This is a genomic window from Desulfogranum japonicum DSM 18378 (assembly GCF_000429945.1).
In the GTDB taxonomy this organism is placed as follows: domain Bacteria; phylum Desulfobacterota; class Desulfobulbia; order Desulfobulbales; family Desulfobulbaceae; genus Desulfogranum; species Desulfogranum japonicum.
This window is the reverse complement of the sequence record NZ_AUCV01000029.1, coordinates 35,917-61,273: the sequence shown is the minus strand read 5'-3', so window position 1 is coordinate 61,273 and position 25,357 is coordinate 35,917. Positions and strand designations below refer to the sequence as shown.

Below are 25,357 nucleotides of genomic sequence, written 5' to 3'. Positions count from 1 at the left end.
ATATTGCTGGCATTCCGTAGAATTCAAACAGTTAACAGATTCCCGGTCAGTGTCTGTCCATACATGCGGATGTTACCGACCGTTGCCTCTTGAACCTTGTCCCTTTCCGTTTCCCTGTTGACGCCCACCACACATACCTCGAGAACGACCGCATTGATTTCCAGATCCCATTTGTCCACACCCACCGCCTGTTTCCATTGCCCGATCTGATTGCTGTTGCCCCTGCCCGTTATCACGCATACTCTTTCTCTGTCTCATAACCACATCTCCTCAATATTTTGCCGCAGCAAAATCATACTGTTTCGTTTGCGGTGTTCATCGACAGCGTCCACCGCCACCCTGGCCACGGCGACAACGCTTTCTTCCATGGCCGCAAAATTGAAAGTTACCGCCTTCAATGCGGAGTTCTTCCCCATTCACCAGCGCCCGCGCTATCGTTGAACGGGCCCTGGCAAGTAATCTTCCATAGGTATGCCGCGAAACTCCCATCATTGCGGCAGCGCTTTCCTGATCCATCCCTTTATAATCGCTTAAGCGAATAGCCTCGAATTCCTCCACCGTAATACAGACACTGCCAGTGGCGTTCATATCACGAGGCCCAAACGACTTGGTGGTTGGATCCGCAGCTACTAATCGTACTTTTGTTGGTCTTGGCATATGCTCTTCCCACATTTTTTATGATCATATGAGCATAATAAGACCATCCACACCCCTCGTCAATCACAAAATGCTCAAATGAGCAAAATGATCACACAAAAAATCCTTGTCTCCAGATAACTACTCATAGGGCTAGTGACTAAACCTGGCAACTCTGCGGTATTTGTAGCTGCTTACAGGGTGCCTGAGGCTTTCGCAATCAGGCTTGGTGCAGCGTATTGCTCCATAGGCAAGCCAGCCTGATCGCGGAAAGATCATGGACACTCCGAGCAGTTACGCTCCTCGAAAAGAAGGAGTAACGTATTGAAAGAGGGGCATATTTTTTATGGATATTACTGTAAAACAGCGCCCAGTATGACAGCTGTAGTGGAAACAGCTTTGATGAAATTTTGAATGATGGGCAGAAAGGCCCCCTGCACTTCATAAGAATGGGCTGCCTGTGCAGCCCACATATTTCTTACTCAATGTTTGACAGGTTTGCTAATTCTTCTCCCCTGGCGTTAAAAATGGTAACAGATAAAGGTGCACCACCATCCAGGTGGTGTGTTGCGCACGAAATTCACGGGTCATAGGCGCGCACCGCCATTTCCACCTTATTCAGGAGTCCCTGATCATACACACCGTCTTTTATGAGCGAGGTTGCAGCCTGTTTGACGCTCATGTTCATGGGCGCCACATTATGGGTGGTGCCGACGATCATGTTGGCGTTGACGATACAACCGTTATCATCGGTCTCGTAGTCATGGATCAAGGTGCCCCGAGGTGCCTCAACCATGCCCACCCCCCTGCCAGCTTTCGGTTCCACTTTGCTGCGGACATTGGTGTCGGTAATGGATGCATCACTGAGCAGTTCCAGCGAACGTTCGCAGACGTAGATCAATTCAATCAGACGGGCATAATGGTAGAGTAATGTATATTGTGGATAACGGCCAAAGGCACTGCGAAATTCCTCCAGCGCAGCCTGCGCCTTCGGGGTGCCGATATGGTCGCACACATTCAGGCGGGCAAGGGTATTGGAGCGGTAAATACCCTTTGGCTGATCCAGATCCATGGAAAACCCTTCATCCCAAACCTTGGCATAAGGCATCTTCCCATAAGACCACGGTTCGACATGTTCGCCAATATAGTCAGCATATCTGTCAGCCGCAAATTCGACATACTCGCCAGAGCCTTTCATCAGGCGAAGTTTGCCGTCATAAATATTAAGCCCACCTGTATCATCCACAGTACCCAGAAACCCGGTATGAATAACTCCCACCTGCTGGATCACGTCTTGGAACTGCCTGAAGACATTTTTTCTGGCAAAATCCAGGGCAAAGCAGGAAAAATCAAGCAGAGTCCGGCATGCCTGAAGCATTTCCTGGCGCTCACTTTCAAGTATGGGCTTTGCAAACCCTCCGGTAACAGCTGCAATGGGATGAATAGCCTTACCGGCAAACTTTTCGATCATCATCTGGCCAAGCTGACGCATGCGCACAACCTGACTCGCCAGCTCAGGGGCCTGCTTGACGATACCCATAACGTTGCGTACAGAATAATCGCTGTCCGGACCGATCATAAAATCCGGGGCTGCAAGAAAAAAGAAATGCAGAATCTTATCATTGATATGCGCCATGGCCTGACAAAGTTCACGCAGCTTGTGTCCGGCGGGAGAAGGAACTACGCCAAAACAGCCATCAACAGCTTTGTTGGAGGCCAGGTGGTGCATCCATGGACAGATACCGCAAATCCGGTTGACAATGCGAGGGACTTCTTCTGCAGGTCTTCCCTGGATAAATTTTTCAAACCCACGCAACGATGTCAGATGCATCTTGGCATCACTGACATTGCCGTTGTCATCAAGTTCAATGGCAATGGAGGCATGTCCCTCGATTCTGGTGACGGGTTGAATCGTGATTACCTTTCCCATGCTCATATCACCTCTTCATTGAAAGCAAATATCTTGGTCTCGTTACGCATACAATACTCTTTCATCCTGCTTTCTCATTTCTTACAGTAGACGCGAGGCACCAGACATGCAGCCGTAGAGAATTATCAGAGTCGTTGGTAGCCTGTTCATGTCCGGTATACCTCGGCGTTAACCAGCTGATAACTGCAACGTAATACTGTAACACCTTATTTTCACGCAGCAAGCACCATGTCCATTATCACCTGGCATGCTAGAGGTATTGCCTGTTTAATCTCTGGTGAAAGTCCTTTGGAAACTTCTCTGGCAGGTTTACTGATTTGAGCGACGATTATGGACACCTTCATTTCCGTAAACTCTTGCAGTTCCTGCAACATATTGACGGTTGGAAACTGATGCAGGGAAAAATCATGAACCTTGCTGGCGGAAATACCGCCAGGATCAATGCAGAAAACTTCTCCCGGAATATGATTCTCACTGTCGATTGAGTCAACAATAATGATATGTTTGGGACGCAGCTCTTCTGCCAGCAAATAATCAAACAACGTATCCCGTATGGATGTCCCAGCGTCTATGGCCTCCACTTTTTCAGGAAGATTATAGTCACTATTCAAGGCATTGGCTACCGCCGGTCCAAATCCATCATCACCAAGATAGATATTGCCACAGCCAAAAATGACCACATCCGGAGCAATACCTTTGCCGGAAAAAGTCTCAGAGGTAAAACATTTCATCAACATCTCGCACTGTTTTGTCTGCAAACACTTTTTTTTTATAATCGTTTTTGTAAGCTGTCCACACGGGCTATCACGAACATGCAAATATGGTGTAAGGTGATGACTTACGGAAGATGTTCTCCGTACATATCTATCTCAATACAAGGATCTTCTCCATGTGATATACCGGAAAATGAGAAAAAAAACAGCCCTTGAGAACAATCATGTCTTCTAAGGGGTCCGGAGAACTCTCACTAAGTTCTTTTTTCCGCGGCCCTGGGTACGCCGGTGGCAAATCCAGACTCTTTACCATATTGCCAACAAGCAGCACCGCCCCTCATTCCTCTTGCAAAATTACAGCAAAAAGTAGTGCAACGTATTGAAGAACAGAAAACAACCCATCCCGTTGACTTACAACAATTGATGGCTATTTTTTGAAGTGCGAAGGTATGAACCAAGCCCAGCTGTTAATGAAAAAACACAACTGTTCACGCAGCAGATATAAAAAAATTTTACTTTCAATAACAGCACGATACGCAAATTACGCGAAATCGGATGCATTTCCATTTTTGATGTATTGCAAAATACAATATGAAAAGGAGGTCAAGCATGGATATCAAAAAATTTGCGCCATGGAACTGGTTTAAAAAAGAAGAAGAGGAACCAAATGCCACTATCCCCATAGTGCAGCGGTCCAACATTTCCCCCACTTACTCGAACAAGGGTGGATCTCACCCCTTAGCACATGTTCATCACGAAATGGACAGACTTTTTGAAGAAGCTTTCCGTGGATTCGGCATGTCCCCTTTTAGAACACATGCATTCCCCACAATGGAAAACACAGGCTTCTTAAAGCCCCAAGTAGATATCGGTGCCACAGAAAAAGAGTATTCCATCACCGTTGAAGTACCTGGTGTTGCCGAAAAGGATGTCCGGGTGGAAGTTACCAATAATACCATGACCATTTGCGGGGAAAAGAAGCAGGAAAAAGAAGAGAAGGACAAAAATTATTATCGTGTCGAGCGTTCATACGGCTCTTTCCAAAGGGTACTTTCACTGCCGGACGACGCTGACCAAGACAACATCAAAGCGACCTTTAACAATGGTATTTTGACCATTACGATGCCGAGAAAAAGCCTTCCTCAAAGTGAGACAAAAAAAATCCAGATAAACTGAACATATTTTTCACCGGTGCATCAATAGACATCTGATGCACCGGTGGCAAGTCACAACACAGAGTAAACAATCAAGCAGTCCCCTTCAGGGAAGGAGTACAGTAACACAATTATGAAAGGAAAAATTGCAGATAGCATTATCATTAAAGTTGGCCAGGGAATTATGAGAATCCCTAGAAAAATTCAGCAGTCCGGCGAAGGTGACATCTCCCACTCCTTTGAAATACAGCACAACAGACCTAAAACGGATCTTACTTCATACAAACCGGATTCCGATAACAAATAGCAGCATATAGGCAAATGCTGTTGCCCAATGTGGATATTGCCAGATAAAAAAAAGGGCATCCCTTTTACGGGATGCCCTTCAGCTTCAACAGTACAGACTTCACGCCTACTTTCAGAGGAACGAAACTCAGAACAAACTTTTACAAGGAGCAGGGTAACACCATCCTGCTTGTCCCCTCCTCACGCTTCATCCTTCTGAAAGTCCATATCTGCAGATTATTTGATAAGGCTGAGAATTTTCTCTTTGATATCGTCGGTTCCCATACCCTGATATGGAATCTGTTCTGATAATCCGCCAGCGCCATCTTTCCAGGTACCCAGATGTGCAAATTTAGGGCACAAACCACGCTCAAGCAGCTGGGAGCCCATTCTGCTGCCTAATCCTGTTTTTGCGTTTTGGGTTTCCACAACCAGCACTGCCGGGCTGGAACCAACTTTGGCCAGCATCTCCTCATCCACAACATTGAGAACGGGCTTATTTATCAGTCCTACATTGATGCCTTCTTTTTTCAGTTCTTCGACTACATGCAGACAGCGGTAGAGCATCTCTCCATAAGAGATGATGTATCCGGCATCACCTTCTCGTACTACCTCATCCTTATCAGGGGTGAAGGTATAGCCTTCGCCATAGAATTTTTCACCTGCTTCGTTCAGGATGTAAGGGGTGGCAGATCGGGTGGAGTAAATAAACCGAAGGCCACTATCATGGAAAACGGTTTTCAACACCGCTTCAAGTTGCAGGGTATCTGCCGGAAAATACAACCGTGTTGTATCGTGCTCGGCAAGGCCGTTATCGGCAAACAGATTATTAATTCCGAAATGACAGGTGTTATCCGCCATGTCATCCACGCCCGAGTGAGAAAAATGAGCAAGAACATTGGCATTGTTCAGCCTGGCCATGGTGATTTCGGAGATAACCATCTCCTGAAAAGCGGAGAAGGTGCCGAAAATACCCTGTTTGCCTTTTTCCGCGCCAAAACCAGCGGCCACGGAAAAATTATTGCGCTCCATGATTCCGCCATGCACATAAATCTCAGGAACATTTTTACGAATATGGTGTAAGCCACAGGAACCTTCCAGGTCTGAATCCACAACAATGACCTTGGATTTGGGATCGTCCATGCCGGCAACAATATCACAGATGATCTTGCCGAAGGCATCCCTATTTTTTCCAGACTCTTCGCTACTGCCAAGATACACAGCTTTCTCTTTTTTCGGGGCACCGGCTTCCAGCATGGCCGCAGCCGCATCATGCCCTTTGCTCTTCAGGTACTCGATGGCCATATCCACAGGTATTACATCATGGCCCTTGGGCAGCCCTTCAATGCCGGGCACACCAACTGCCATCAGTCTTTTGCAGACCACAGCCGCGGGTCCCTGACCGGCGATGGCTTCCTGGATTCTGGCAAACAGCGCATCGATATCTTCACCTGCACACTCTTGCACGGACAGGCCGTGTCCACCAAGGGTTGCCATGACATCGTAGCCCTGCATATACTCAGTGGGATGCCCGGCAATGGTTACATCGTTATCGTCGATGAGCAATTTGACATTGAGTTTACGTGCCACAGCATACCTGGCAGCCTCTGCATCATCACCCTCCTGCTGGGAACCATCACTGCCAAACATGAAGACGGTTTTATCCGGATTGGCCTCAGCTATACCGTTCACATAGCTCCACATATGCCCCAGTCTGCCGGAACTGAAAAAGATACCATCTTCATCGTTACGCTCCGGATGCCCATACAATCCCTGATTGAATTCCCGATAATGCAGCAGAGATTCAATGGTATTGTGGCCGTTAAGTGCAGCCATCATGTATTGGATGGCAACCCGGTGACCAGCCTCATCAAAATACACGGGGTAACAGCTATCGGTTCCGCGCATGAATCCGTCAACGATAAGCAATTCAGGAACGATATCATATGCACCACCTGTATGGCCGCCAAGTCCTTTCGTATTTGCAAGGGCTGTAAAAAACACGATGGAATCGCGAACAAGGTTGATATTACTGAGCAAAGCACTTCGTTGTTCGTCGCTCAAGCCCTGTTGAGTCAGATTGAATTCAAGCGGAGTATATGTTGATAAATCAATGGGAAAAGTCATAATCCATCCTATGGGGTAAATAAAAAGATACAGAGTAGATGCTCTCTCGGGATTCCCTACGGAATACAAGTAACAGCACTGATACCAGAAATATCAAAATCCGCAACAAGGTTTTTCTGCCAAATCAAAGAGATCTGCACTTTTTGGTCAGACCGTATTGCTCCAGGCAATGTGCGCAAAAAAACCTCTGTATATTCAATAGGATTCTGGTATACAGGAATATCGGAATTCCATTCATGAACCTCCACGTACATAATACGCAATGAAAACCATACGTAAATATCACCTCCAGCCCAACAAACACCAGACCATTAAACTCCCCACAGGAAGTCGTATACTTGGCGTAGATGCGAAAGGAGAGGATACGCCGGTTCTCTGGGCACTGGTTGACCCGGAAAAGGATACAGAACTCAAAAGTCTGGCCCTGTACGCAACAGGGACGGAGCTACCAGATGACCCTGGCCACTACCTCGGAAGTTTTCAACTTTTCGACGGAACTCTTGAGTTTCACGCCTTTGAGGAGCAGACACTCTCGACACAAGAGTAGCGACTCATCACAGAGACTGTCTCTTCTTGATTTCACATGCCTCAGCACTGTAACTGACTACAGGTACTTCATATTTTACGCAGCTAAGTGTAGACTCCGTGGAGTCTGTGATCAGGTACAAAGAGTAGCCCGGTCAGGTAAAAACAATGGTCCTGTTCTGATGGACCAGAGTCTGTCGTTTAAGATGATGATAAATGGCACGTGACAGAATCACTTTTTCCAGATCCCTTCCTTTACGCACCAAATCATGTACAGAGTCCGCATGACTGACCTGTATGACGTCCTGGGCAATGATCGGTCCTCCATCCAAATCTGCTGTAACGTAGTGGCTGGTTGCGCCGATAACTTTTACGCCACGTTCAAATGCTGAATGGTAGGGCTTGGCGCCGGGGAAAGCTGGCAGGAAGGAATGGTGAATATTGATGATTTTATTTCTAAAATGTCCCACAAAATCTGCTGACAGTATCTGCATATAGCGGGCAAGAACAATAAAATCAACATCATACTCCTCAAGAAGCGCAAGCTGCTCTTCCTCAATCTCCTTCTTACTGGAACCGTTGACGGCAAAATGATAAAAAGGAATACCAAACTGCTCGGCAACCGGTTGCATATCCTTATGGTTGCTGATAACCAGTGGGATATCCACTGTAATTTCGTTGGATTGCCAACGGGCGAGGATGTCATAAAAGCAGTGGGGTAATTTAGACACAAACAATGCCATTTTCGGCACATAATGAGAAAAATGCAGATTCCACTGCATATTATATTTGCTGGCTATCAGGACTTGGAAGTATTCTCCTATTTTATCATCCGGAATGATAAAATTTTCCAGATCCCATTCGATACGCATAAAGAAAACGCCTTGGCTCGTATCGACATGTTGATCCAGATTGGTGATATTCCCGTTGTTTTTAAAAATAAACTCACTTACAGAAGCAATAATACCTTTGCTGTCACTGCAGTGAATGAGAAGTATGGCAGAAGATGGCTTAACGCCTGTATCATTATTTTCCATGGCTATAATGCTGTGCAGGCTGAAAGCAGCCGAATATCATTCCCCTCCGGGGATGCTCAATAAGTATGATTCGTTGAATCATTTCATCAACGGTTACAAATAGTTCAATACTGATGTGGCGCACGGCACAGAATGTTTTGCTGCCAGTCACAAGAAGCTTGAACACTTCTCCATAATCAAACATGGCCCGCAATTCTCACATTCCTTGATAACTGTTCCAGATGTACCAGCACACCAGACATACTCAGTTCACACCGGGCTCTCTACGGGCAGATAGACCATCAGTCATTCAAACGTGCTCCTAAGAAACGGAAGCTACTGTAAATGATTGTTTGCAGAGTTGCAAGAGACTGAACACATTGAAGACAGGGAAATGCTACATTTATTGCCACCGCAGTGCAGGTGCTTCCACAGTTATTTTGCTCCGCACAGTGCATTCAGGCCACTTTACCCGTATTTTCAACGAGATACCGACATTATACAGCCAACACACCACCAGCTTTCCAAAATTTTCATCGTGACAAATAACCGACTTTTTCTTAAGAGGGAGAAAAACGTTTATTTTACTATGCTTAAAAAAATTCTGAAAATTGAAAGATAAACAATCTGGCAAAAACTGAGAGCCAGTAGAAAGAATATTGATGTTCTTAGTCGGTATTTGCCTTAATCTCATCGGCATTTTTTGTTGTGATGGATCTCCTAGGGAGGGTTGAAGGAAATGCAGACTCTGGAATCATTATATTTATTTTGTCTGCCGATTTTTAATAATGCAAAAAAAGGAAAAGCTGCACAATTACAAAAGGAATACTGATACGCAATGGTACTGGCTACAAATATGGGAGTTATTCAAGCTTATTCGTACCCCACCTGAACAGTTACGATAAATGGAAAAATACTGTTATTATACCCCGTGACCAATGACAAGGAATGAAATGAGACTGACACCCACACTCTTATCAACGTCAATCATACTGATACTTTCCCTCTTTATATCTTCCTGTTCAAATTTTTCTGAAGGTAAACCAAAAGCAGAACAAGCTTTAGCTGAATTTTATAGGAACTATAATTCGCCAAATTTTGAACTGATTTATGATCAGGCACATGAAGATTTTAAGAAATCAACACCAAGAAAAGAGTTTCTCGACTTTATGATGGTTGTCCGCCAAAAACTTGGGGAAGAAACAGAGAGTAAAAACGTAGGGTGGAAAGTTAACACCCATAATCTGAAAACCTACGTATCTTTAACACAAGAGACAACATTTCAAGAGGGGCAAGCTAAAGAATCCTTTCTGTTTAGAATCCAAGATGAGAAAGCATATCTCCTTAATTACAATATAAACTCAAAAGATCTCATCATGAAATAGGTATACCTCCCGGCAAGCCTCGTTGCCAGAGAGCAATTGGCTGGAATTGTGATACATGCCTGCGATAAATTGTATCGCAGGCATAAAATTGACACCAAGTCAACGTTTACCTTCGAAGATATAATTTTGCAGGTAACACAGCTACCGTTCCGGGAGCGAGGAACAAGACTCCGGGAGGACCATTTATGGACAGATGCTAACGAAAAGTACAGATGTTCACCATTCTGTCGAGCAGGAGATTCCACTCCGCAGGGCTTCCGCCAAGCCAAGTTACAGCCTCTGCTCTTTCTGTGAAAACCTTTATTTCCCCTTTGCTTCCAAGACGTTCCGATTGCTGCTTATAAAGCATCGCCAAGTTAAACGCCAATCCTCCCGGGGCAAAAATGGCTACTTGAATATCGGGATATTTTTCTACCTGTTTCTTATGCAGGGCAATGATTTCTGCTAATCGTTCAATATCAACATCCGGAGCAAAACCCTCAACATCTGCAAAACTGATTAATTCTCGTGTGGAATGAGTAAAGTCTGGATTTGAAAGTACAGATACTGCCTGCAATTCGAGATCGTCCGCTGTTACAATGCCGTAAAAATGCACCAGGAGCATCTGATGTTCCTGATTGAATACATTACATCCGGGCATGGCCACCTCCTGTCTCATTGAAGCCCTGAATAAGAAACCGACCTGCGGTATCCCAACGCCTGAACATGAAGAACTGCCAGTTATAGCCGACATGAACAACAGAGATATACCGTTTTTAGATTCCGGTCAGCACTATATAGAAAGACATCTCAGTAGAGACACTATAGACACGAATGGATGGGTTGCAATCCTTTAACAAAATCTCTTTTAACACTTACAACGTACAAAACCGGGTCGAACAGCTGCTCTTGCAGGTTAAATACGCAATCACCCGTTGTTTTGCTTCAATGTCCAACGAATCAAACCAATGCTTGGCCGTAGCATGGTTCTCTATGGCAACGAGTGAATCTTTCGGTACTTGCTCTACACCCACTGCAACGATAAAAAGCTCTTTGAGATTGGTATAAAATTCAATATCCAATCGCTCCAAAAGCGCATCATGCAGCATATTTCCCTCTCAAGATTTTCAGATAGATTTTGCATGGTTACCGCTAAGATACCAACTGCCGCATGCCTGCGCCTCGATAACAGCAGAGAGTGTATAAACTACGCAATGGTATACTCTGGTTTACGCAAATAATAACGATAGTAACCAATGATATTGCTGCTTATAAAAATTGTTTCAAGTAATACGGCTGTCGGAGATCCAGCCAGACAATTATGTATCAACCACAGCAAGGTACCGGCAAACATCACTTCGCGTAAGCGGCGGTCATTCCCACAAAACGCACCTATAGTATTGCAGGCCACAGCGGCAGTGCTCAATAAACTCAACGTCCCTGCCCATGTCAGGAGACTTATGCCCAAGGAAACAACAAGAAAAAGCAACATGAAACGGGTGGAAGTGGTGAAACAGCATACTGTAAAACGCACACACCCGAGCAATCCCAGGCACGCTGCCGTCCAATGTCCCAGTAGCATGAAGTGAAAAGAGACCAGGACACAGGAAATGACCAGGCAAAAAAGAACCCGTTCACGCTCTTTGAATTGAAAGGACAGCAAATCCGTGCAGATAGCCAGGCCGACCAAAAGTTGTGAAGCAAAAAAGGCGGTCATAAGGTTGTATTCCCATAAACATAGCGCTGACACTACAGCTTTTATACACCCTTCCCCCTTAATACGCTGTACCTTACAGTACCTGGCATAGCTTAGACAACAGGTTTATGTAATAGACCTTTATTTTCTTTTGGCTATCCAACCTAATATCCTGATGCTCCTCACACCTCTAAATTGTTCCCCTCCATAAAGAATTTTATTTCGTAGCCGATAAGCCCAACAGGTCAGCGCTGTCTGCACTATCAAAAAAGTGCCGGAGAAACTTTTTCCGCGTATGTTCCCTTTTACCCTGACCCTGCAACACTTTACATCATTGCTAATAATTAAGGGGTATTGTCATGACGATTTCCACAACAAGTGCCACTGCCGGTCTATTTTCAGCTTCATCCCCTACCAGGAAAAAAGCTGAACCGATTGAAAATTTTGGCACTATCTTGCAAAAAACAGTGATTGAACAACAAAAGATGGCCCCGTCAAAAGACAGCACGCCCTCAGTTAACAGTGATGCCTCCAGCATTCAGAATGATGTGGAAGGAGTGGATGCAGAAGCAAATACAGTTATGACCCAGGCAGAACAAGAACCAACAAGCGTTCTTATCGATGGCATAACCGTTATTACAACTGGACACAGTTTGGACCGTCGGGAAGGTATATCACTTCTGGAGACCGTTTCCGCAACCGAAAGCCAGAGCATTTTTTCACAGCTAGCCGCCTTTGCCCAGACATATGAACCAGGGGCAAAGGTATCCGGCGATGACCCAGGGAGTGTACAGAACGCTCCGGGCATGACGGTCATTGAATCCATAGCTCTTGGTCCTCTGCCCGCCGGAGCCACATCCTCATACATGGATATAGATCTCTTCACACCTGCAGGGCAATGGACTGAAGACACTCTGTCCAGGCCGACAACTGAAGGATCTGACGACGACTACTATCGCAGGAAAACAGAGGAATACATGGCAGTTGTCGACGTCGAGCGACAGTTAAAAGAATCGTACGGGAACGATGTGAAGCTTGTTTATAGCCACACCGATCACAGCTATATCATGCTTACACCCGACGATGCACGCTATGGAGAGATGAACAGTGCTGAGAGTGCTGTTCAAACTATTATCAGCGAAGTACACAAGGGCTTTATCAACAGCGATGCTGTAGGTGATATCCTTGCTAAATACGGCTATAACGTGTAGGACGTCCGATTAAGGTAAACTGGTGTAAATCGCAGAATACCCATCACTGCAGAGCCTGCAAACGCACCAAAATAATCACAGCAATCTTGAACTGATCACTGATTTACCGCTATTGACTGGTTGCGAACATCAGCAGCTACCTGATCCCAAGCCTTGCGTATTACAATGAGCTTGGAAGAGAGCCCCTCTCTCACAACTGCACAACCTTTGTTATGTCGGCAACCGTTACCCGCTCATCATTTACTCTATAACACGTGTATATGCTCCAACCCGGTCTATACAGACGGTTTGATTAAAAATAGAGAAAAAGACCAGGTGCCGGTTAATACGACTTAACACTCCTATCCCTCAATGTCCGTTATCCCATACTGAGGATTGGTGGTAATTACAAGATTTGTAATTCATCGACGGAATAAAAATACATTGACACTATACCTACCGGTCAGTATACTTTTAAAAATTGATCTCAAACACGATGTGGAAAAATGAATAATCAAGCCAAAATATTATCTTCAGCTTTGGAGTTATTTGCCCTGCACGGATATGACGCGGTTGGCGTGCAAAGTATTGTGGCCGCGGCCAAGGTCACCAAACCCACACTGTATCATTATTTCGGTAGTAAAAAGGGATTATTGCTCGCTTTGCTGGAAAACAAATTTGGTGAGCTGTTTCAGCTTCTTGAAGAAGCGACCGCAAAAAATGGCAATTTACAGGAGAGCTTAAGCAGGGTTGTCTCTGCGTATTTTCATTTTGCTAAAAAGAATCCTGTTTTTTACCGCTTGCAGCTTTCCATGTGGTTTGCCCCTGTACACAGTGAGGCATTTAAGGTGGCATTGGGGTTTAGTCTCAGACAGCAGGAGCTATTGGAGAAACTATTTATCGATGCTGCAGAGCAAAACCAAAGCATGAAAGAACAACATCAGACATATGCCGCAACTTTTCTCGGCATGACCAATACCTATATCGGCATATCTCTTAACGGCTACGTTGAATTAAACCAAAGCCTGATTGATCGAACAGTACACCAGTTTTTGTATGGAATCTTCGCAAAGGATCACAGGTGAAAGTAAGGGATTACGTAACCTGTGCTGTGATCAGTTACGAATCTTTTCATAAACTTCTACAAACAAAGATGAGAAATGACTTTCAATAACATATTGATTATTGGCGCAGGAACCATGGGGATCCAGATCGCTGGACAGATAGCAAGGCATGGGATCCATGTTGAAGTGTATGACACCTCCAAAGAGCAATTACGTATAGCCCGGAAAGCCATTGAGCAGTATTGCGGCAGAAATTCAGTTCGCTATTGTGATGACACGCAAGCGCTTTCAAAAAATCCGGATCTGATCATTGAATCTGTCACAGAAAACATGAAAATTAAGCAGGCCGTTCTGGCCTGGATTGAAGATTATTTCGATAACGAACGTATGGTTATCTGCTCCAACACCTCTGACCTGCTGCCGTCAAAATTGAGCAGAAAAATGCGACTGCGGCACAGGTTCTGCGCCTACCATTTTCATGCGCCCATGAATGGAGCCAATATTGTTGATATCATGCCCCACAAACAAACAGACCATGAGATCCCTCTCCTGTTGTCTGACTTTACCCGGGAAATAGGGCTTATCCCCCTTGTCCTTCGCAAGGAACACAGTGCCTATGTGTATAACAATATCCTTAATGCAATCATGGACAAGTCTGTGGAACTGGTTATCAGGGGGGTGGCAGATGCAGAAGATATTGACAGAGCCTGGATGGGCAATACTGGAATGCAGATCGGTCCCTTTGGTATGCTTGATGCCATTGGCTTGGATACTGCCCTTGAAGTAACAAAGGTTCGTGCAAGAAAAAATCCGTTACGGCTACCAGGGATCATTTTTTTTCAGCAATACGTAAAACAAGGAAGACTGGGCGTAAAGTCAGGGCAAGGATTTTACACCTACCCCGATCCTGAATACAACAAAGATGACTTTTTACGCTAATGCCTATTTCTTTCTGCTCTTCACAAAGTGAATTATTCGAATTTGCTTAGATGCTCCAAACTTCGTCAATAAGGGAACATCAAGGAATTGCAGAGTATCGTATTGGGTAACACTCCTCATGGCCAAGGAGTAAACATGAAAACTGTAGTTATTATTCAGCCGTCAGGTAGTTATCCAGAAATGAGGCTCTTTGCTCAAGTTTAGGTAAGCATAGACTCCGAGGCATGCGATAAATTGCACCATAGACATATAGTTGATATCGTAGTCTTCGCTTGCCTTCGAGGATAAAATTTTGAGCATAGCGTAAAAATTAGGCGGGTAAACGAGGGACGAGACTCTGAAAAGACCATTTATGAACAGAGGTACCAGGTAACCACTGTTGCTGAAGGTCAACCTATTCGTACATTCACACAAAATGACAGTATGACCCTAGAAAGAACAGTAGCAAAGATATTCCGATTGACAGACGAGAATTGGATGAAACATTCCAATCCGTGGAGCGTCTGGACAAGATATTCAGTTCTTCCATTGATTGTGATCAGTTTTTGGAGCCGGGCTTTAATAGGCTGGTGGTGTTTGGTTCCAGGAATAGGGTCTATTCTCTGGATGTTTTTCAATCCTGTTTTTTTCAACAAACCAAAATCGACAAAAAATTGGGCCTCAAAATCTGTGTTGGGAGAAAGAGTTTATCGCAATAGAGACAATGTTGAGATTCCTGACATTCATAAAACGCCCCTGTATAACATTCTCAATACAATTTCTTTCATCGGTATGGTGCTGTCGCTTTGGGCAATTGTCTACTATTCAGTTTGGGCCGCTATTCTTGGCATAGCCTTGGCCTACCTTGGAAAAAGTTGGTATTTGGATCGAATGGTCTGGTTGTATGAGACGATGAAAGATAAGGATGAAAAGTATCGCAAATGGGAATACTGAACGTAAAATAGCCAGCACCTCAACACCAACAATCTACATTTCCCACGAAAAGATACTGTTATGGCAGCATTGATGGATAATTTAGGACATTTCAAGATGACATAGGTAATCTTTCAGCGAAATAACTACTCACAGGTGAGACGAATAAGCTTGGAAATCTTCCGCATTTGTTACTGGTTACAGGGTACCTGAAGTTTGCGCAAACAGGACACTAGGCAGTCTGTAGGAGCCTTGTTATTTATTCTCAGATTAAGGCTTTTTCAGGAAATCAAGCACAGCCATATAGTTGATATTGGGAGCATCGACTTTCAAAAAAGCAACACAAATATGGGGGAAAAAGAGCTTACTCCGACAGACTCCTACCCTTGTTTATAGCTGACCTTTTGCCCTGCTGCAAATCTTTATTAAAGTGGTCTTGGCAAATTTCCGATAAGTAACCATCGGGTAGCGACCGATGAAACGAATAGCGACAGGAAACCATTTAGCAGGCTGCTGATAAAGGCATACCACATAGTACTCTTCCGTAAATCCTTAGCACATTATGAGGTTGGTTAGGAGTAGGTTTTTAGAGTTTCTTCAACAACCTGTTAGAGGATATGGTTCGCATCTATAACGCCACTGTTTCAACAAAACAATCAACAGCAAACACAACTGAAGTCTCAGTAAAATCATGATTGGAATGATTAACGAAACAAGATCCCTATTCCAAGACCCCCTTTAAGGGTCGCGAAAAATAATACATATCCAAAAATTGCGTAGGATATCGGTTTGGTAACGTCGTCGCGTCAATGGTTCCATACTGGCCGTGTTGAGCCATCGACGCGACGACGTTACCGAGTTGAGAGACAAGCAAGATTGGATAATTTATTTTTTCCGTGGACTTAACACGTAATACATGAGGTACCGGCCAAACTGGTATTTATTACGTTATATCTGTATAGCCCAGGCAACAGGAGGAGAATTCCATGAAGATCGGTGCAGATGCCAACCAACTTTACACGAGCCAACATACACAGATACCCGCCACCAAGACGTCGAACCCAACGTCGTTTTCAGCCAAATTGGCAGCAGCCACTGCCGAAAACTCTACTGTCAAACAGGCTGATTTTACCAGCATGACCCGCCAGGATATGTTCGATTGGATGAACAACGAAATCCGCAGTGGGAATATGTCGCTCGATGAAAGTTCACCTTTCATGGGGATGACAATAAAGATTCCGGTAGCGGCAGGTCAGCAACCGGTAGATATGGCTACAGACACTTCGCGCATCAATTTTATCGAAAAAGCCCGTCTCGGAATCGAGGGGGCATTGTCGCGCAATGATCAAGATTTGGCCGATAAATTACAAATGGCAATAGAACTCATGCACACAGCGCAAGGGAAAACAATCGGAGTTAATGAGCGTGCATGATAGAAGTAACTATTCATAGGGCAAGTGACTAAACAGGGGAAACTCTCTTGTACTTGTAACCACTTGCAGGGCGCCTGGAATTTTAGCAAGCAAACTGAGGCAACGTATTGCCCATACATAAACCAGGCTGATCGCGGAAAGACCAGGGGCAATGTGAACAGTTACTGCTAGAAGGATACTGTTAGAGGTCGTAACAAAATCACGCGAAGAGGGCATCCCCATTCTCATGCCTGCAGTAGGAACAAAGTCACTGATCATGGGGGACATACCTTCCGGCCTTCACCTATATCTTACTTGCAAGTGATTTCAGGTGGTTCAAGCTTATGCAAGCGTGATTGTTCGCAGGTAAGCGTAGACTCCGTCAGTCTACCTATACGGGCTATCACGATCTTGCACATATGGCCCCCTATACTCACTTACGGAACAAAAGGGAGATAGACAACATGATGACCAGTGTGAAACAACCACAGACGCAAGCTCTTTCCACGACACCTTCTACCGTTGCTGGAAATAAAGACGGCCAGAATTTGCCGAATTCAGCAACAGAGGTAAATTCAGCTTCATCTCGTTCTGAAAAAATTAACTTGGACACGGCTGAATCTCTTTCCGATATTGCTCAAAAATACAATATTCGAAATATGTCACCGCGAGAAATGTCAGATATGAGTCAAGAACTGTATCAAAAAGGAGCTATTTCTTTCCAAGATCATGCTCTCTTGTCTTTTCAGCCTGAACTCGGGTTTAGCTCCAATGAGAATATACACCAAGCAGATATACCGAAAGATTTTATTGCACATTGGGAACAACAATTACAATTACACGAGCAACATGGGGAACGTGCATACGCCGAAAACGACAAAAGAATTTTGAACATACTTAGCAATATAGACACAATCGCCAAGGCGAATCATACATAAGTGGTTCGATAAACATATACAGGTGAAGCATATCTCAAAAAGGAGTTGCTATGCAATTCAATCCAATCCCTACAACCCCAGTAACGATTGCAACAAGAAACACAACTCAAAAAACAGCAACACATATTAATACTGAAACTTTCACTTTACAAAAAGACGATTCTCCATCTAGCAACAGTGAGAATTTCGCCTTACCCAACCTGGCAGCCTATCAAAATCAGCTCAGTATTCAAGGGAAGCAAGAGCAATCTATGGTAATAACCAGGGATGGTACGATCGTCGGTTCTATATCTCAAGAAAATTTTGCCACGTTTCAGGATTCTGCACTTGCAGGTTTATGGGATAAGGTGCATGGTGACACTGATATATTTTCCTCTACCTTGAAAAAAGCCGGCTATGATATTGCGGTTTATGAACAAGGAAAGGGACCTACCTATGCAGAAATTCACGAACAAATACATGGAGAATCTTACGACGCATTGATTGCAAGACAGTCTATTGAATATATTCAGGAAAAAAATCAATTGACCGACAAGCTGTCTTACCTGAATGTTATTGCTTGACGTATATGATATACAGCCATCCCCGAATACGGAACATCGTCCAGATGGATTATGAATAGAGCTTGGTGATGTATGGTTGTTCATTAAGGCTTGGCATAACATTGATTACAAGGTATCCGCATACATTGGATGGAGCAACATGAAAGCGGCATTTATTATTTTTGACCAGATGACTACGCTGGATCTGATCGGGGCCTATGATCCACTTACCCGACTGAAGTCAATGAACATTCTTCCCGAATTTGAATGGGATATGTGTTCTCTCACCCAGAAGGTAGCCGACGATAGAGGGCTTCGATTCTTTCCGGATACGGCAGGAGAGCCCCTGGGTGAGTACGATCTCATCTTTGTTCCCGGTGGTTTTGGGACAAGATCTCTCCAGTTTGATACTGAGTTTACAGCCTGGATACAAACAGCCAGTTCTGCAAAATTGAAAGTTTCCGTTTGCACCGGAGCTCTCTTATTGGGTTCCGCCGGGTTTCTTGCAGGAAAGCGTGCAACTACCCATCCAATTGCCTTTAATGAACTCGAACCCTATTGCCAATCTGTAGTTGATCAGCGTGTAGTTGATGAAGGTGACGTGATTACCGGGCGAGGAGTATCATCGTCCATTGACCTAGGACTCTTCCTTGTCGAACGGTTAGCAGGTGCCGATGCTCGACGCCGCATTGCGCAACAAATGGACTATCCGTATTGGAATCTGAGTTAGTGTCTATCCATAAATGATTATTTTTGCTTAAGTTTAGGTAAGCGTAGACTCCGAGGCATGCGATAGATTTTTCCGCAGACATTTGATGGATATCGGAGTCTTCGCTTAGCTTCAAGGATTAGATTTTGAGCATAACGCAAAAATTGGGTAAAATGACCATTTATGGACGGACACGAACATCCTTTTGATAAACACATATCCCCAAGGAGACCAATGTGGTACTTCAAAAAATCATGGATGACCTAGAAAAACTTGGCACCGAAAACGACCAGAATCAGTCTGTTAAATCTAAGAAATACCTTAATATAACAAGAGATACTGGTGAGTTTTTATTTGTACTTGTCAAGGCTACAGGCGCAAAGAAGATCCTTGAAATTGGCACATCAAATGGATATTCGACACTTTGGCTGGCGTCAGCACTCCCAGAGAACGGGATGGTTTACACAATAGAGGCCAATCCTCAGAAAGTCGCGGAAGCCTCCGTAAACTTTGATAAAGCTAAGGTCAATTCAAAGATCACTCAGCTTGTGGGTGACGTCAGTGAAGTCTTAAATGAAGTTCCCGAAAACGTGGATTTCATTTTTCTTGATGCAGATCGCAAAACGTATACAACTTTAGCAGAACAATTATGTAACTTACTTAAGAATGGTGGTTTACTCGTCTGCGACAATGCCACTTCTCATCGTAGCGAGCTTGAAGAATTCATAGCCTGGTTAAACATTCAGGACAATCTAAGTATTTCATTAGTACCAGTAGGTAAAGGTGAACTGCTCGTTTACAAAGGTGAAAATAGCCTTAAAGAGATTCTCAACGCGTAATTCAATGGGTCAACTGCCTAGCATCTGTGACCAGTTACGACTCAGAAATAATTGAGATATCAGTGTTGTTAACCCCGTGATCAGTTACATAAAAATCTTCATTTATGGGCAGAAACTGGCCACTGAGCCTTTTGAGTTCCTCCTCTCTTGGCGGATTTCGGAGTGCTCCCCTAGATTCGAAATAATCATATAAATCCAATCCATTAACTCTGCATAACATGCAATTTCGATAAACACAGCACTTTGGTCAGCTCTTGGCATAGCCAACAATATCAGGCACTTTCCATGAAAAAACACAATGAGGATCCCCCCAGTCATCCTCTGGGCAATCACCCCGAACTCCTTGCCCGAACTATTCTCAATTCTCTTACTGCCCATGTTGCGATCCTGGATGAAGAAGGCTACATACTGGAGACCAACAGGTCCTGGAAAAAATTTGCTGAAGAAAATGAATTCCAAATGAGACCGGGAACACTCAAAATTAACTATCTGAATATCTGCGATACCGCCGATGGGTATTCAGCTGATGAATCCCACTCCGTAGCCAAGGGCATTCGGGATGTGATTGATGGGAAAATTGACGAGTTCGTACAAGACTACCCATGCCATTCTCCCACTGAAAAACGGTGGTTCTACATGCGCGTGACCAGGTCTCCGGAATCAGGTCCTATCAGAATAGTGGTAAGCCACGAAAACATCACTGCGCTCAAGCTCGCCGAAGAAAAACAGCATAAAACCGAACAGGCATTGCGCGAAGAAAAACTGAAACTCCAGGAATCCAACACAGCACTCAAAGTGCTTCTTCAGCAACGGGAACGGGATCAGAAAGAAATGGAAACCCGAACTCTCGACAACCTCAGGCAAACGGTATTCCCCATTCTTGAACAGCTGGAGCAATTTCCTCTGGCGGGTCAGGCTCTGCTTCTGCTAAGTAGCCTGCGAAGCAGGCTTAGCGAATTATCCGGACATTTTCTCAAACGGTTACAGGCAGTGGAAACAGTACTGACTCCACAGGAAATTCAGATCGCAAACTTCATACGCGAGGGAAAAAGAAGCAAAGAAATAGCCGACATTCTCAATCTCAGTATTACCACTGTCAACTTTCACCGCCGTAACCTCAGAAAAAAGCTGGGCCTGAACAATACCAACACCAATTTACAATCATATCTCATGCGCTTGACAGACTAGCCCGAATTCCTACAGACATCCCCTGCAACAGGTGCCAGACACCAGACGTAGCTGAGCTGCAAAACTGATAGTTTTCACCCGTCATTTTACCATCAACAGTCCCGTATTGCTGTAACCCTGATTACCACTTACTATATCGATAAGAAATAACAAGTAATCCCCCCAACACAACACGGAGAATGCACTATGCTTTGTTCAATAGCACCGGATGTAGCACAGGACAGCCTGAAAGCCATCAATGACCTGGAAAAAGATTTAGGAAGACCTATCCTCGCGTATTCATGCAATGCTCTGAGCGCTGCCGAACTGAGCGAAGAACAAGTGGCAAAGATTAAAGAAGCAGAAGAGAAACTGGGCCTGACCCTGGTGGCAGTAAACGGGTAAAACAAACACAGGACATCATATAAAAACCACTTACAGCGCGATCCTCTCAAGGGTATTGCGCCCCGCAGCACCATGATTCAGGGGATCCTGATACAGATTCCCTGAATCATTTCTCACAGTCTCAGGAACCACTGGGAATTGCAGTGTGCCAATGACAAACCAATGACTTGATACGATCCACCACTACCTCGACCGCCTTGTCCACTTCCGGTGACATCACCTGAGTAAACTCCTTGATATCCTTGACTTCAATCAAAACAATCTGAATTTCTTTTGGCATTTCTTCCTGAAAACAAAGATACCCTGTTTTCAGAGTTGTTCCCAAAGTGATTGCATGGGAATTAACCAATGAACTGGTGGTAAAAATATCGTCCATGGTTACTTCCAGAATGGATCCAGGTTCATTGCCCAGCATACAGGCATCCACAATGATCGCCCGATCATAGCCTTTTACCTTGTCCATAACTTCGAAACCCACGGTATAGACTATCTCCGTATTACAGGGAACCCCTTGTTCTTCAAGCTTCTCCACAACTACCACGCCAGCGCGATCATCCTGCAGATACGGATTACCGATACCTACCACAACACATTTTTCGCTCATACAAGCACTCCAAATCAAGAGGAGAGGCCGTGCATGAAACGCCCGGCCTCCTGACTATGGGTCATCTATCCCGTATTTTTCGTATCAATATTTACGAAATCCAGTTCATCCCCCATTTCCCGGATGAAAAATACATATCAGAAATTTTTCATTGATTTGTACAACCCGCCTTTGCTGTCATAAATCTCGATTTCCATGGGAGTTTGCCCACCTGTTACCGTATGGGTAGCACAGGCAAGACATAAATCATACGGTCTGAATGCCATCTCCACATAGTTCAACATGCTTTCAGGCACTTCACCACCTTTGATAAAATGCTTGGCTGCCTTCTTTACAGCAAGATTAATGGGCGCATTATTGTGGGTGGTTGCCACAATAAGGTTGGCATCTGTCACGATCCCCTTATCATCAGTACAGTAATGATGAATAAGAGTTCCGCGCGGTGCCTCGATGACGCCAACACCTTCACCAGGGCAGGAAGTGGGTTTATTCCAGATGTCTTTACTGGTAATTTCCGGATCACGGGACAGCTCCAGGCACTTCTCAGCAGCGTTGAGCAACTCTATGGCGCGTGCCCAATGGTAGGCAAGAATGTTGTGCACAGGCTTGGCCCCGAAAGTTGCGTGGAACTTTTCAAAATGAGCCTGGGCTTTGGGTGTATCCATCTCTTTGACAATATTCAACCTGGCCAATGGCCCGACACTGTAAATATTGGTACCCGGCCCCTCAACTATTCCCTGCCAGTCACCGATTTTTTTCTGGTAGGGAAATTTCAAATAGGTCCATGGCTGCACACGTTCGGAAATAAAATCGAGATATTCCTTTCCAGTAAAACTGCCCACCGGCTTACCGGCACTGTCAATGATCTTCTGAGTGCCGTCATAGTAGGTTATCTGATCCTTATCATTGACGGAGCCCATGTAACCGACTTCCACTTTAAAAACATCACCGGTTACCAGCTTCATGTAGTCATCATTTTGCAGGACCACATCGTCAAATATTTTCAGCGTAAGTTCGCCAAGCTCAACCAACTCCTTGGACCACTCTTCAATCTGTTTACGCTCTTCTTCATTGAGGCTTTTGGACCACCCACCGGGCAGGGCTGCCACCGCATGGTTGGGTTTTCCGCCGAGCAATTCAAAAATCTTCACGGCAAGCCCCCGTTTTCGCAGGACTTCCTTGCCGACCTCCGCCCCCACAGCGTTAATCAGGCCGACCACGTTCCTCTCTGCAGGGTTGGCTTCCGGGCCTACCACAAAATCGGGAAAGCCGAGGGCATAGAGGATAACAGCATGATCTTCAACATAATGGGCATTGAAAAACAGCTCACGCAATTTACGACCTGCTGATGGAGGCGTGACCCCGAAAACACCGTCAGCAGCTTTGGTCGAAGCCATATAATGAACACCACGGCACACACCGCACACTGTCGAAACAGTGCGTGGCACTTCTTCCATAGGCATCCCTTGAAGGAATTTTTCAAACCCTCTAAATTCCACGGTCTGGAAAAAAGCATCGTCTACATTGCCCTGGTCATCAAGAAAAATAGCTATCTTCCCGTGACCTTCGAGACGAGTAATGGGATTAATTTCGATCTTCTTCATGTTGCTGCTCCTTGCAGTCTCTTTCTCTGCACTGGCCCATGGCCAGGCGGGTATAACATGCCTCTGCAGATAAATAGGAGCCTTGAATACTATGATTGTTCAATATACGCATAACGCTTATTTTGCTAATAACAATTATTCAAGGTCTCCAGCTTACCTTTTCACTTACACGCCTCAGACACCTTTTGTTCTTTCATCCCGGCAATTTTGTGATTCAGTCTGTTTGCAGTATGACTATAGCGATAAAACATCTTTGCCATATCATTATATTGATCGATGAACTTCTGCGCTGTCGCATCATCTGCCAGACTGGAAGCTATCATACTGACACAGCGGGCACCAAAATCCTTTACGCCTGGTATGGGGCCACCGCAGCCTCGACAGGGGATATTCACATTAAGGCACGAGCCGCCGCAATCACCCTGGGTAACGGGACCAAAACACATATAGCCCTGCTGCAGAAGACACTTATCTGAATCCGGAGTACCATCTATGGTGCGCTTGATGTCACCCACGGGCAACCTTTCAACACCATCTTTAGCAGGGTTGCGGGAGCAGCTTTCACAGACAGCCTTACCACTGGTCAGCCAGGATCCGGGAGCTGGCAGATTTCCAGCTAAAATAGCTTCAATAAGCTTTCCTACAAAAGACGGGTGAGGCGGGCAGCCCCCTACGTAATATTCCACATCAACGATCTGATCAATGGTGGAACACCTATCAAGAAACGTTGGGATAGTCAGGTTGTATTTGCCATCCAGGAGATACTCTGGGGTGGGATAGATTCCCTCCGGATTATCAGTGGAAAAAGAATCCTTATAGGCCTGTTTGAAAAGCTCTTCCTTGGTGTGTAAATCACCAAGAGCGGCAATGCCCCCCAATGATGCACAGGCACCAAAAGCAACCAGAACCTTGGATTTTTGCCGGAGCACCTTTACAGTATGCTCATTTTCACTGTTACGAATCATGCCGTCGACAAAGGCCAGATCAATGGATTTATCCGGCATATCTTCGAGATCCTTATACTTTACATCAGCGACGGTAGGTGCCCAAAACACGATTTCCAGATGCTCCAATGCACCCACAAGAGCCTCGGACAGATCAACGACACTCATTTCACAACCAGCACACCCTCCTGCCAGCAGAAATGCTGTTTTTACTTTTTCAGCCATCGTCATACCCCTCCATTCATTGGGCTGGGCCCCATTTCCTGCAACTGTTTGGTAAACTCCTCAATCACCTCAGCAAAACGGTATCCTTCAGCTCCGGATATCCACTCCAAGCGAAGGCGATCAGCTTCAAAGCCGCTATCTTTAAGAAGTTTCTCATAAATAGCGATCCGCCGGCTGGTTTTATAGTTACCGGTTTTATAATGACAGTCCCCAAAGTGACAGCCGCCAATCAATACACCGTCTGCACCATTGGCAAAGGCTTCCAGGACATGTTCAGGCTCAACCCTCCCGGAACAGGGAACTTTTATAAGTTTCACCGTAGGAGGATATTTAGCTCGCAGGTTTCCGGCTAAATCTGCACCCGCATAGGTGCACCACTGACAGGCAAATCCAACAATATTCGGACTAAATGACATG

At 45.0% G+C, this 25,357-nt stretch carries 31 protein-coding genes; 17 read left to right on the top strand and 14 right to left on the bottom strand.

Annotated features, from left to right (window positions below):
- Positions 1-23: 23 nt before the first annotated feature.
- The 4 genes from G493_RS0113860 to G493_RS0113840 all read right to left on the bottom strand — a co-directional run bounded on the left by G493_RS0113860 (position 24) and on the right by G493_RS0113840 (position 3,297).
- Entirely contained in the window at positions 24-236 is a 213-nt protein-coding gene (locus G493_RS0113860) for a hypothetical protein (RefSeq protein ID WP_028580887.1), read from the bottom strand.
- A 79-nt stretch (positions 237-315) separates the two neighbouring features.
- Positions 316-657 carry a DUF134 domain-containing protein gene (locus G493_RS33020; protein ID WP_028580886.1) on the bottom strand — a complete coding sequence of 114 codons (342 nt, stop codon included), beginning with the start codon at positions 655-657 and terminating at the stop codon, positions 316-318.
- A gap of 559 nt (positions 658-1,216) precedes the next feature.
- A complete protein-coding gene (locus G493_RS0113845; RefSeq protein WP_028580885.1) occupies positions 1,217-2,566 on the bottom strand; it encodes a Ni/Fe hydrogenase subunit alpha in 1,350 nt (449 codons plus the stop codon).
- 212 nt (positions 2,567-2,778) lie between these two features.
- Positions 2,779-3,297: a hydrogenase maturation protease gene (locus G493_RS0113840; protein WP_051309302.1), complete on the bottom strand. Its 519-nt coding sequence runs from the start codon at positions 3,295-3,297 to the stop codon at positions 2,779-2,781.
- A 270-nt stretch (positions 3,298-3,567) separates the two neighbouring features.
- Here G493_RS0113840 and G493_RS33450 point away from each other — a divergent pair, with 270 nt between their 5' ends.
- The 3 genes from G493_RS33450 to G493_RS33445 all read left to right on the top strand — a co-directional run bounded on the left by G493_RS33450 (position 3,568) and on the right by G493_RS33445 (position 4,740).
- Positions 3,568-3,717: a hypothetical protein gene (locus G493_RS33450; RefSeq protein WP_153306525.1), complete on the top strand. Its 150-nt coding sequence runs from the start codon at positions 3,568-3,570 to the stop codon at positions 3,715-3,717.
- Positions 3,718-3,888: 171 nt separating this feature from the next.
- Complete coding sequence (locus tag G493_RS0113830) at positions 3,889-4,455, top strand: Hsp20/alpha crystallin family protein (RefSeq protein ID WP_028580882.1); 567 nt, start codon at positions 3,889-3,891, stop codon at positions 4,453-4,455.
- A 111-nt stretch (positions 4,456-4,566) separates the two neighbouring features.
- Entirely contained in the window at positions 4,567-4,740 is a 174-nt protein-coding gene (locus tag G493_RS33445) for a hypothetical protein (RefSeq protein ID WP_153306524.1), read from the top strand.
- Between the two features lie 215 nt (positions 4,741-4,955).
- On the opposite strand, the gene G493_RS0113820 is transcribed toward G493_RS33445, so the two are convergent.
- A complete protein-coding gene (locus tag G493_RS0113820; protein WP_028580881.1) occupies positions 4,956-6,845 on the bottom strand; it encodes a transketolase C-terminal domain-containing protein in 1,890 nt (629 codons plus the stop codon).
- A 262-nt stretch (positions 6,846-7,107) separates the two neighbouring features.
- Between G493_RS0113820 and G493_RS29255 the strand changes: the two genes are divergently transcribed.
- On the top strand, positions 7,108-7,392 hold the full coding sequence (locus G493_RS29255) for a DUF7352 domain-containing protein (RefSeq protein ID WP_051309297.1): 285 nt from the start codon (positions 7,108-7,110) through the stop codon (positions 7,390-7,392).
- Between the two features lie 133 nt (positions 7,393-7,525).
- Here G493_RS29255 and purU read toward each other — a convergent pair whose 3' ends face one another.
- On the bottom strand, positions 7,526-8,407 hold the full coding sequence (gene purU / locus G493_RS0113805) for a formyltetrahydrofolate deformylase (protein WP_028580879.1): 882 nt from the start codon (positions 8,405-8,407) through the stop codon (positions 7,526-7,528).
- A 932-nt stretch (positions 8,408-9,339) separates the two neighbouring features.
- Between purU and G493_RS0113790 the strand changes: the two genes are divergently transcribed.
- Complete coding sequence (locus G493_RS0113790) at positions 9,340-9,771, top strand: hypothetical protein (protein ID WP_028580876.1); 432 nt, start codon at positions 9,340-9,342, stop codon at positions 9,769-9,771.
- Positions 9,772-9,967: 196 nt separating this feature from the next.
- On the opposite strand, the gene G493_RS0113785 is transcribed toward G493_RS0113790, so the two are convergent.
- The gene (locus G493_RS0113785; RefSeq protein ID WP_028580875.1) at positions 9,968-10,411 is read right to left on the bottom strand and encodes a hypothetical protein; all 444 of its coding nucleotides are present in this window, start codon (positions 10,409-10,411) and stop codon (positions 9,968-9,970) included.
- On the opposite strand from G493_RS0113785, the gene G493_RS0113780 reads away from it, so the two are divergent.
- The gene (locus G493_RS0113780; protein WP_028580874.1) at positions 10,410-10,607 is read left to right on the top strand and encodes a hypothetical protein; all 198 of its coding nucleotides are present in this window, start codon (positions 10,410-10,412) and stop codon (positions 10,605-10,607) included. The two genes, G493_RS0113785 and G493_RS0113780, sit on opposite strands and share 2 nt — an antisense overlap.
- An 18-nt stretch (positions 10,608-10,625) precedes the next feature.
- Here G493_RS0113780 and G493_RS0113775 read toward each other — a convergent pair whose 3' ends face one another.
- The gene (locus G493_RS0113775; protein WP_028580873.1) at positions 10,626-10,859 is read right to left on the bottom strand and encodes a hypothetical protein; all 234 of its coding nucleotides are present in this window, start codon (positions 10,857-10,859) and stop codon (positions 10,626-10,628) included.
- Between the two features lie 98 nt (positions 10,860-10,957).
- Positions 10,958-11,467, bottom strand: a complete 510-nt coding sequence (locus G493_RS0113770) for a YgjV family protein (RefSeq protein WP_028580872.1) — start codon at positions 11,465-11,467, stop codon at positions 10,958-10,960.
- Between the two features lie 338 nt (positions 11,468-11,805).
- Between G493_RS0113770 and G493_RS0113765 the strand changes: the two genes are divergently transcribed.
- The 5 genes from G493_RS0113765 to G493_RS0113745 all read left to right on the top strand — a co-directional run bounded on the left by G493_RS0113765 (position 11,806) and on the right by G493_RS0113745 (position 16,984).
- Positions 11,806-12,657 carry a hypothetical protein gene (locus G493_RS0113765; RefSeq protein ID WP_028580871.1) on the top strand — a complete coding sequence of 284 codons (852 nt, stop codon included), beginning with the start codon at positions 11,806-11,808 and terminating at the stop codon, positions 12,655-12,657.
- Positions 12,658-13,142: 485 nt separating this feature from the next.
- Positions 13,143-13,721, top strand: coding sequence for a TetR/AcrR family transcriptional regulator (locus G493_RS0113760; RefSeq protein WP_028580870.1), 579 nt, complete (start codon positions 13,143-13,145; stop codon positions 13,719-13,721).
- A gap of 75 nt (positions 13,722-13,796) precedes the next feature.
- Positions 13,797-14,639, top strand: a complete 843-nt coding sequence (locus G493_RS0113755) for a 3-hydroxyacyl-CoA dehydrogenase NAD-binding domain-containing protein (protein WP_028580869.1) — start codon at positions 13,797-13,799, stop codon at positions 14,637-14,639.
- 423 nt (positions 14,640-15,062) lie between these two features.
- On the top strand, positions 15,063-15,572 hold the full coding sequence (locus G493_RS0113750) for a DUF6653 family protein (protein WP_028580868.1): 510 nt from the start codon (positions 15,063-15,065) through the stop codon (positions 15,570-15,572).
- Positions 15,573-16,537: 965 nt separating this feature from the next.
- On the top strand, positions 16,538-16,984 hold the full coding sequence (locus tag G493_RS0113745; RefSeq protein WP_028580867.1) for a hypothetical protein: 447 nt from the start codon (positions 16,538-16,540) through the stop codon (positions 16,982-16,984).
- A gap of 9 nt (positions 16,985-16,993) precedes the next feature.
- Here G493_RS0113745 and G493_RS0113740 read toward each other — a convergent pair whose 3' ends face one another.
- Positions 16,994-17,242 (bottom strand): hypothetical protein, encoded by a 249-nt coding sequence (locus G493_RS0113740; protein ID WP_153306523.1) that lies wholly within the window; start codon positions 17,240-17,242, stop codon positions 16,994-16,996.
- 185 nt (positions 17,243-17,427) lie between these two features.
- Between G493_RS0113740 and G493_RS32230 the strand changes: the two genes are divergently transcribed.
- From G493_RS32230 to G493_RS0113710, 6 genes are all read left to right on the top strand, one after another.
- Positions 17,428-17,901 (top strand): hypothetical protein, encoded by a 474-nt coding sequence (locus G493_RS32230; RefSeq protein WP_051309296.1) that lies wholly within the window; start codon positions 17,428-17,430, stop codon positions 17,899-17,901.
- 50 nt (positions 17,902-17,951) lie between these two features.
- Entirely contained in the window at positions 17,952-18,464 is a 513-nt protein-coding gene (locus tag G493_RS0113730) for a hypothetical protein (RefSeq protein ID WP_028580865.1), read from the top strand.
- A 139-nt stretch (positions 18,465-18,603) separates the two neighbouring features.
- A complete protein-coding gene (locus G493_RS0113725; RefSeq protein WP_028580864.1) occupies positions 18,604-19,173 on the top strand; it encodes a DJ-1/PfpI family protein in 570 nt (189 codons plus the stop codon).
- A 215-nt stretch (positions 19,174-19,388) separates the two neighbouring features.
- Positions 19,389-19,991, top strand: coding sequence for an O-methyltransferase (locus G493_RS0113720; protein WP_028580863.1), 603 nt, complete (start codon positions 19,389-19,391; stop codon positions 19,989-19,991).
- A gap of 285 nt (positions 19,992-20,276) precedes the next feature.
- Positions 20,277-21,179 (top strand): helix-turn-helix domain-containing protein, encoded by a 903-nt coding sequence (locus tag G493_RS0113715; protein WP_051309295.1) that lies wholly within the window; start codon positions 20,277-20,279, stop codon positions 21,177-21,179.
- 186 nt (positions 21,180-21,365) lie between these two features.
- Complete coding sequence (locus G493_RS0113710; protein ID WP_028580861.1) at positions 21,366-21,563, top strand: hypothetical protein; 198 nt, start codon at positions 21,366-21,368, stop codon at positions 21,561-21,563.
- Between the two features lie 121 nt (positions 21,564-21,684).
- Here G493_RS0113710 and G493_RS29245 read toward each other — a convergent pair whose 3' ends face one another.
- The 4 genes from G493_RS29245 to G493_RS0113680 all read right to left on the bottom strand — a co-directional run bounded on the left by G493_RS29245 (position 21,685) and on the right by G493_RS0113680 (position 25,356).
- The gene (locus G493_RS29245; protein WP_051309294.1) at positions 21,685-22,167 is read right to left on the bottom strand and encodes a hydrogenase maturation protease; all 483 of its coding nucleotides are present in this window, start codon (positions 22,165-22,167) and stop codon (positions 21,685-21,687) included.
- 137 nt (positions 22,168-22,304) lie between these two features.
- Entirely contained in the window at positions 22,305-23,771 is a 1,467-nt protein-coding gene (locus G493_RS0113695; protein WP_028580860.1) for a Ni/Fe hydrogenase subunit alpha, read from the bottom strand.
- Between the two features lie 161 nt (positions 23,772-23,932).
- Positions 23,933-24,940 carry an NADH-quinone oxidoreductase subunit B family protein gene (locus G493_RS0113685; protein ID WP_028580859.1) on the bottom strand — a complete coding sequence of 336 codons (1,008 nt, stop codon included), beginning with the start codon at positions 24,938-24,940 and terminating at the stop codon, positions 23,933-23,935.
- Positions 24,941-24,942: 2 nt separating this feature from the next.
- Positions 24,943-25,356: a hydrogenase iron-sulfur subunit gene (locus G493_RS0113680; protein ID WP_028580858.1), complete on the bottom strand. Its 414-nt coding sequence runs from the start codon at positions 25,354-25,356 to the stop codon at positions 24,943-24,945.
- Position 25,357 lies beyond the last annotated feature (1 nt).